Source organism: Brachyspira sp., from assembly GCF_029258575.1.
Lineage (GTDB): Bacteria > Spirochaetota > Brachyspiria > Brachyspirales > Brachyspiraceae > Brachyspira.
The window spans coordinates 20,016-28,706 of record NZ_JARHYI010000079.1; the positions used below are offsets into that span (position 1 = coordinate 20,016).

An 8,691-nucleotide genomic window follows, 5' to 3' on the forward strand; every position below is an offset into this window, starting at 1 on the left:
TATTAAAATAATGAAAAAGCATAAGCTATATTGTATATATAACTTATGCTTTATTATAAATAATTATTTATTAGGTAAAATAATATTAAGTATTATAGCAACACAAGTAGATATAACAACAGGACTGCTTCCAAATACAGTTTTAGCCCAAGCAGGGAAAGTATTTAAAGCATCGCTAACTTGAACAGTACCCATACCTAAAGCAACAGCAAGTCCAACTATTAATGTGTTTCTAGGACCCATATTTTCAGTGAATACCAATTTAATACCAGTCATAGCAATAGAAGCGAATACTATTATAGTAGCACCTCCCAATACACAAGAAGGTATAGTAGTAAGTAAAGCAGAGAATTTAGGGAATAAACCAGCTATTAATATTATAACAGCAGCAAGACCTAAAACTATTCTGTTTATAACTTTAGTAGTAACAACGATACCAACATTCTGACTGTAAGTAGCAGTAGGAAGACATCCGAATATAGAACATAAAATATTAGTAAGACCATAAGCAGTGATACCGCATTTTAATTCTTGGTCTGTAGGCATTCTTCCAATAGGACTTCCTGAAGTAGTAGCTGAGAAGTCCCCTATAGCTTGAACTGAGTTTACAGCAAATAAAAGAGCTATAGCTATACCAGCAGAAAGGTCGAATTCTATACCAAAAGGTATAAGTTTAGGAGCTTGGAAAATACTTGCATTAGCAACACTTGCAAAGTTAATCATGCCAAAGAAAAATGCAGCTATATATCCAACTATTAAACCAAATAATACAGAGGCTAATTTTAAGAAACCTTTAGTAAATTGATTGAAGAAAATAACAGCTACAAGAGTAATTCCTGCAACAGCCCAATACTGCCAAGAACCGAAAGGAACAACTTTTCCATCTATTTTATATAAAGAACTTCCACCAGCCATATATCTAACGGCAGTAGGATATAAAGAAAGACCAACGGTGAAAACAACTGTACCAGCAATTAGAGGAGGGAATAATTTTCTTATTTTGTCAACCGCCAAACCAAATATTATAGCAATTACACTACCTATAATTTGAGCTCTGCATATTATAGCTATACCTCTAACACCAAGACCTGTACCTTCAGGACCTCTTGCTATAGACTGCATAGTAGATACATAAGCAAAACTAACTCCCATTATCATAGGAAGTCTAGCACCTATATGATAGTTTTTTGTAATAGGTATAGGGAATAACATTATAATAGTAGAAATAGCTGCAAATACTAAAGATGACTGTACTAACAATATTTGCTCTGGACTTCCGCTTTTTATACCAGCGGCAGAAGATACTATAAGGGCAGGTGTAACGCAACCAACTATCATAGCTACTACGTGCTGAATAGCTAACGGAAAAGCTTGGGAGATTTTTGGTATACCTTCGTATTGAAACAAAACATCTTGAGTTTTTTCATTTGTACTCATAATTAACTCCAATTTTTTTATTTATTTTTTAGATATAGTATCTAAAAAATATTCTATTAAATTTAAAGCACATTTCTTTCTATATAATGCTGTTGACCTTGCACTGTCTCTTGGACTCATAATAGAAGAGTATGCTTCCTGTATAGATTTGATATTGTCTTTCCATTCCTTAATATTTGAAACCATAAATTTTTCTTCTATGTTTTCATCTCTTGTAACTGTAATACCCAATGTACAAAAACTTATTTTAAATCTGTATTTATTATTTTCTTCACAAACCAAAGCACATATAGCAAGTTTAGATAATGCATTTGCTTTTCTAGTACCTATTTTTCTATAAAAAGAATATTGATAATTTTTCTTTGGTATTTTTATATGCGTAAGTATTTCATCATTTTTTATTATTGTTTTACCAACACCTGTAATGAAGTCTTTTATTTTTATTTCTCTTTGGGAGTCTTTATTTTTTAATACTAATACTGCATCCATAGCATATAAAGAAGGCAAACTATCAGCAGAAGGGGAGGCATTGCATATATTTCCTCCAATTGTAGCTATATTTCTAATAGGAGGTCCAGCAATTCCTGAGGCACTATCTTTTAATACTTGAGGTGTTAAATCTGATTTTATAATTTCATCAAAAGTAGTTAAAGCTCCTATAATGATATTATTATCATCTTCTTCTATACCTTTTAATTCATTTATTTCATTGATAAATAGTACAGGTTTATCAAATTTAATTATTAAATTACTTCCTCTCAAATATTCAACCATTAAATCAGTACCGCCTGCAAAAACTATAGAATCGCATTTAGCTCTGAAATCTAATGCTTCATTAATACTTTTAACTTTTAAAGTTTCTGCCATAAATTTTTACCCTCCTTAAAAGCCATATTAGAAGCTTTTAACACTGCATTTACTATATGATCATAACCAGTACATCTGCATAGATTTCCAGATAATCCCTTTCTTATATCATATTCTGTAGGTTTACCTTCTGTATCATTCAAAATAGCTTCAGATGACATTATCATACCTGGTGTACAAAATCCGCATTGTACAGCACCTTCATCTAAAAATGACTGCACTACAATCTTTCCTCTTTCTGTTTCTGAATAACCTTCTATAGTCATTATTTCTTTTCCTTCGCATAAAGCTATAGGAATAAGACAAGAGTTTACAATTTTTCCATTCATAAAAACTACACATGCACCGCATTCTCCTTCTCCGCATCCTTCTTTAGTACCTGTAAGTTTTAATTCATCTCTTATAAAATCTATTAGCCTTGTTAAAGGATTCAATTGTGTATTAACTTCATTTCCATTTACTTTAAATTTAATAGCCATTATATTACCTCCGCTATGTTTTCAGGTAAAATAGGAATCTTTTTGAAATGGTAATTCAAAGCATTTTCCATAGCAGCTGCATAAGCACTAGCAGCACCATCAAAAGTAATTTCTCCTATACCTTTTGCCCCTAATGGTCCGTATTGATATGGTTCTCCCATAATACAAGTTTTTATTTCAGGTAAATCTAAAGAAGTAGGTATCATATAATCAGACATTTTCACTTGTAGGAATCTTCCATCTTTATTTACTAATTTTTCCAAAGCTCCCCATCCAAGTGCCTGAGCAATTCCTCCTTTTATTTGACCTTCAACTATCTTTTCATCTATAGGATATCCAGCATCAAATACAGCCCAAACTCCTACTATTTTTACTTCTAATGTAACTTTATCAACTTCTACTTCAACAACATTAATACCAAGTCCGTAGCTAGGATAAGCATCACCTCTTAATGTATTATTATCCCAAGCTACCAAATGTTCAGGATGTTTATAATCTTGAACTATTTCTATTTCTTCTGCATCATTCCATTGCTGCTTTAATTTTTTGGAAGCCTCTTGTATTAAATATCCTACAACCATAGCTGAACGAGATGCCACAGTAGGACCTGTATTTGATATTTTATCAGTATCATATTCTTCAATATCTATATCTTCTACTGGTATTTCCAAATTGTAAGCAGCTATTTTTCTAAATGTGGTATGCAAGCCCTGTCCCATTTCTGTATTTGAAGTAAGTATTAATACTTTATTCCCTTTCTTTCTTAATTTCAATTTTGATTTAATTATATCCCTTTCTCCGCTTCCTGTGAATCCGCATCCATGTAAAAAGCATGATATTCCAATACCTCTGTACATATCATCTTTATATTTTTTTATTTTATTTTCATAATCAGATTCTTTTAAAGCTAAATCCAACATTTTAGGTAGTATTATATTATCATGGAATATACCACCTGTTATTGTAGTATCATTCTGTTTTATAAAATATTTTCTTTTAAGTTCTATAGAGTCTATTCCTATTTTATTAGCAATATTATCCATAGTTCTTTCTATAGCAAATATAGCCTGAGGTGCTCCAAAACCTCTGAATGCACAGCTAGGTACATTATTAGTAGCATATAATCTTCCTAAAACTCTGACATTTGGGAAATTATATACATTAGCAGCAGTATAAGTGCATCTCTGCATTATAACTCTTGAACTTGCCTCATAAGCACCTGCATCCATATCAGATATTACATCAAGAGCAATAATATTATTATTTTCATCAAGTGCAACTTTAGTAGTTATTTGGGCAGGCTGTCTTTTTACTGTATAAGCCATATCAAATTGTCTGTCTAATATGAGTTTAACAGTTTTTTTAGCCTTATATGTGGCAACCGCTACTGCAGCAGAAAGTACATCAGGGTAATGTTCCTTACCTCCGAACCCTCCTCCTATAGGCGGAGCTACTATTCTTAAATTATTATTTTCTACACCGAGTACAGGTGCTACAGCCTTTTGTACATAATAAGGACATTGAGTAGACGAATATAATGTTATGCTGTCATTTTCCCAAACTCCAACTGTTCCATTAACTTCCATATATAAATGTTCTTGATATGGTGTGTGATAAGTTTCTTCTATTATGGTTTTAGCTTTTTTAAATGCTTCATCAACATCACCGTATCCTGCTTTAAATGATATAAATATATTATCATCATTTACTATAGGACCGCCTAATAATTTTTTAGAATCTTCTATATTTATAGCAGCTTCTAAATCTTCATATTCTATAACTATTTTTTCAGCTATATCATATACTATATTTTTATCTGGACCTACAACCAATAATATAGTTTCGCCAATATATCTTACAGTATCTTCTGCAAATGGAAACCAGTCTGATACAACCATAGTAGTCATATTCTTACCCGGAACATCTTTGTAGTCAACTGTAAAATAACCTTCAGGTAAATCAGGAATATTGATTTTTAATATTTTAGCTCTAGCTTTTGTAGAGTGCACAATTTTTGCATGAAGAATATCTTTTCCAAAATCTATATCATTTAGATATTTGGTTTTTCCTGTTATTTTACCTAAAGCATCCACTCTTGGAACAGAGTTTTTTAATTCTTTAATAAAAGTTTTCATTTATACACATCCTTATAAACTAAATATCCAAACACCATTTATGCATTATAATCTTCGGGACTGCTTACTTTTTCAGCAGGGAAGATAAGATTTGCCACTATAGATATAATACAAGTTGCAGAAACAGTGTCATGGAATATGAATTTTATATAACTTGGAAGATTAGCAATTGCATTCTGATTATTTGCTATTCCAAGCCCCAAAGCAAAAGTAATACCCATTACTATTATATTACGTTCACTAAAACCAGCTTTAGCTATCATTTTTATACCATTAATTAAAATCATAGCAAATACTGTTATTATGGAACCTCCTAATACAGAACTAGGTATAGCTGAGAATATAGCACCTAATTTAGGAAAGAAACCGCATAGCATTAGAACAAAAGCTCCTGTTGCTATACAGAATTTATTAACTACTTTAGTCATAGATACTATACCAGCATTTTGTCCAAAAGCAGTATTTGGAAGACAATTAAAGAATGCTGCTGTTGTAGATCCTAAAGCATCTGCCAAAATAGCACCTGAAGTTTCTTTTTCTGTAGCTTCTCTGTCAAATCCTGCTATTGTTATACCTGAAGTATTACCTATAGTTTCTAAACCTGAAGTAATATATAAAACAGCAAAACTTAATATAGCAGATAAAGAAAATTCTATTTTGAAATGCATTGGAAGAGGTAATCTAAACCAAGATGCTTCGTATATAGGCTGAGTATTAACCATACCCAAGCATGCAGAAATTATATATCCAATAATAAGACCTATTAAAATAGCAGAATTTTTAATTATACCTTTACCAAATTTTTGAAGTATTATGATAATAAATAAAGATAAAAAACCCATAGCTAAATTTTTAGGAGAACCATAATCAGGAGATCCTATACCTCCAGCAAAATAGTTAACTCCGACATTAAGCAAACTTACACCTATAGTTACAAGCGTACATCCTACAACCAAAGGCGGAAAGAATTTACGTATATATTTATAGAAGAAACCCATTATAACTTCTGTTAAACTTCCAATCATAGCACCGCCTAGAACCATTCCTATTCCACCCATAGAAGCAACAGTCTGAGCAGTTGGTACAAAAGCGAAAGAAGTTCCCATAACTATTGGAAGATTAGCACCGATTTGTCTGTTTTTACCCAATCTTATAGGATAAAGCTGAATAAAAGTTGTAAGCCCTGATACAAACATAGCACATTGCACCATTACAACAGTATCAGCTCCAGATAAACCGCATACCCCAGCAATAATTAATATAGGAGCTAAATTTGATGTGAACATTGCCATTACATGCTGCATACCCAAAGGAAGGGCAACAGCTATACTTGGACGCCCTTCAAGCTGATAAATTAAATTGGATTTGTTTCCTTCCATATGATCCTCCCTTTAATTTAGATGTTTTTTATCATATGTACAATTCTTTTTTATTATTTTATCACTTTAGTACCAGTTTCTCCATTGATAGCATTTTTAGTTTTTTCAAGTAATGTTATCATAGCTTCTTTTCCAGTAGCTTCTACAAACTGCATACAAGCCTGTACTTTTGGAAGCATAGAACCAGGTGCAAACTGACCATCATCACAGTGTTTTTTAGCTTCTTCTATAGTAATAGAATCAAGCCATTTAACATCAGGTTTACCGAAGTTAATAGCAACTTTTTCAACAGCAGTTAAAATAATAAGCATATCAGCATTAAGCTCTTTTGCAAGAACTGAAGCTGCAAAGTCTTTATCAATAACAGCAGCCATACCTTTTAAGTGATTTCCTTTTTTTATTACAGGTATTCCGCCACCGCCGCAGCATATTACTAGTGCTTTTTCATTAAGCATAGCATTGATAGCAGTGCTTTCAGCTATAGCAACAGGTTTTGGAGATGCAACAACTCTTCTGTATCCTCTGCCTGCATCTTCTTTAACTATCCAACCTAATTCTTTAGCTTTTACTTCGCCTTCCTCTTTAGTCATAAACTGACCTATAGGTTTAGTAGGATTTTGGAAAGCAGGATCATTTTCATCAACTACTACCTGAGTAATTAATGTAGCTATAGGCGGAACAGTGATATTTCTATTAGAGAATTCTTCCATAATAGCATTCTGTAAGTCATAACCTATATAAGCCTGACTCATAGCAACACAAACAGAAAGAGGTATATCATTTCCTGTTTTATGGTTATTAGTGTACTCATTCATAGCATTATTTATAAATCCAACTTGAGGACCGTTACCATGTGCCACTATTACTTCGCATCCGTTTTCTACTAAATCTACAATATTTTTAGCTGTGATTTTTACAGCTTCCATTTGCTCTGCAAGAGTATCACCTAAAGCATTACCTCCCAAAGCAATAACAATTCTTTTCTTATTTTCCATATTTTTATATCCTAAAACAAAATTAAATTCATTTTTGTATTGTAAAAAGTGCTTTTTTTCACAATATACTAGATATAAAATGGTAAGCACTATATGTGTTATAGATACTTACCATCTATCTTAGTTTTTATTATCCAAATATTCTTTGAGTTTTTTCATTAGCTAATTTGCTTAATATAGCTTGTGGATCTCTGAATTTAGATAGGAATATCATAGCAGCTATAACATAAGGTTTGTAGCTAGCTTCTTTATAAAGAGGAACTCTGTATCTGTCGAATACTGAAGCATTAACTTCACCTTCTTTACAACTAATACCAGTAATGTCAGCAGGTAAGCAGTGTAAGTACAAGGCTTTTCCGTTTTTAGTTTTCTTCATCATTTCTTCGGTACAAGTCCAATTTTTATGATTAGCATTCTGCTCTAATAATTTCTTTTCAAGAGCTTTGATTCCGTCAGTGTCGCCTTTTTCATAAAAGTTTGTTCTCTCCTGCATAGCAGCAAAAGGAGCCCAAGATTTAGGATAAACAATATCAGCATCTTCAAATGCTTCTTCCATACTATTAGTGATAGTTAATTTAACATTAGCATCTTCAGCATTTTTTCTAGCAATAGCTTCAACTTCAGGCATAAGTTCATAACCTTTTGGATAGGCTAAAGCAACATCCATACCTAATCTAGTGAATAAAGCAGCAGCACCTTGAGGTACAGAAAGAGGTTTACCGTAAGAAGGAGAATAAGCCCAAGTCATAGCAACTTTTTTACCTTTAAGGTTTTCTAATCCACCTAATTCATGGATAAAGTGTAAAGAGTCAGCCATCATTTGAGTTGGATGGTCCCTGTCACACTGTAAGTTAACTAAAGTAGGTCTCTGCTCTAATATACCATCATTGTAACCTTGTCTTACAGATTCAGAAACTTCTTTCATATATTCATGACCTTTACCAATATACATATCATCTCTAATACCTATAACATCAGCCATGAAAGAGATCATGTTAGCAGTTTCTCTAACTGTTTCACCATGAGCTATTTGGCTTTTACCTTCGTCTAAATCCTGTACTTCTAAACCTAAAAGGTTACAAGCAGAAGCAAAAGAAAAACGAGTTCTAGTAGAGTTATCTCTAAATAAAGAAATACCTAAACCAGAATCAAATACTTTAGTAGAAATATTGCTTTCTCTTAAGAATCTAAGAGCATCAGCAACTGTCCATACTGCTTGTAATTCATCAAAAGTTTTGTCCCAAGTCAAAAAGAAGTCATTTTGATACATTTTGCCAAATTCAAGGCTATCAAGTTTTGAAATGTATTTTTGTATACCCATAATTTTAATCCTTTTTTTGTTTTTTATTTATTTTATTTTAGTTTACTTATTTGCACAATATATAGTAGGTACAGCAGC

At 32.1% G+C, this 8,691-nt stretch carries 7 protein-coding genes; all 7 read right to left on the reverse strand.

The annotated features are described in order from the left end of the window. Positions 1–63: 63 nt before the first annotated feature. Positions 64–1,437 (reverse strand): uracil-xanthine permease family protein, encoded by a 1,374-nt coding sequence (locus Q1J76_RS06430; RefSeq protein ID WP_300368548.1) that lies wholly within the window; start codon positions 1,435–1,437, stop codon positions 64–66. Positions 1,438–1,458: 21 nt separating this feature from the next. Continuing rightward, the gene (locus Q1J76_RS06435) at positions 1,459–2,304 is read right to left on the reverse strand and encodes an FAD binding domain-containing protein (protein WP_300368551.1); all 846 of its coding nucleotides are present in this window, start codon (positions 2,302–2,304) and stop codon (positions 1,459–1,461) included. Next, a complete protein-coding gene (locus tag Q1J76_RS06440) occupies positions 2,289–2,783 on the reverse strand; it encodes a (2Fe-2S)-binding protein (protein WP_300368554.1) in 495 nt (164 codons plus the stop codon). The genes Q1J76_RS06435 and Q1J76_RS06440 overlap by 16 nt, the downstream gene beginning before the upstream one ends. After that, on the reverse strand, positions 2,783–4,918 hold the full coding sequence (locus tag Q1J76_RS06445) for a xanthine dehydrogenase family protein molybdopterin-binding subunit (protein ID WP_300368557.1): 2,136 nt from the start codon (positions 4,916–4,918) through the stop codon (positions 2,783–2,785). Before Q1J76_RS06445 ends, Q1J76_RS06440 begins: the two co-directional genes overlap by 1 nt. 38 nt (positions 4,919–4,956) lie before the next feature. Further along, positions 4,957–6,297, reverse strand: coding sequence for a uracil-xanthine permease family protein (locus Q1J76_RS06450; RefSeq protein WP_300368560.1), 1,341 nt, complete (start codon positions 6,295–6,297; stop codon positions 4,957–4,959). A 53-nt stretch (positions 6,298–6,350) separates the two neighbouring features. Continuing rightward, positions 6,351–7,292, reverse strand: a complete 942-nt coding sequence (gene arcC / locus Q1J76_RS06455) for a carbamate kinase (RefSeq protein WP_300368563.1) — start codon at positions 7,290–7,292, stop codon at positions 6,351–6,353. A 130-nt stretch (positions 7,293–7,422) separates the two neighbouring features. Next, a complete protein-coding gene (gene ygeW / locus Q1J76_RS06460; protein WP_300368566.1) occupies positions 7,423–8,613 on the reverse strand; it encodes a knotted carbamoyltransferase YgeW in 1,191 nt (396 codons plus the stop codon). Between the last annotated feature and the right edge of the window lie 78 nt (positions 8,614–8,691).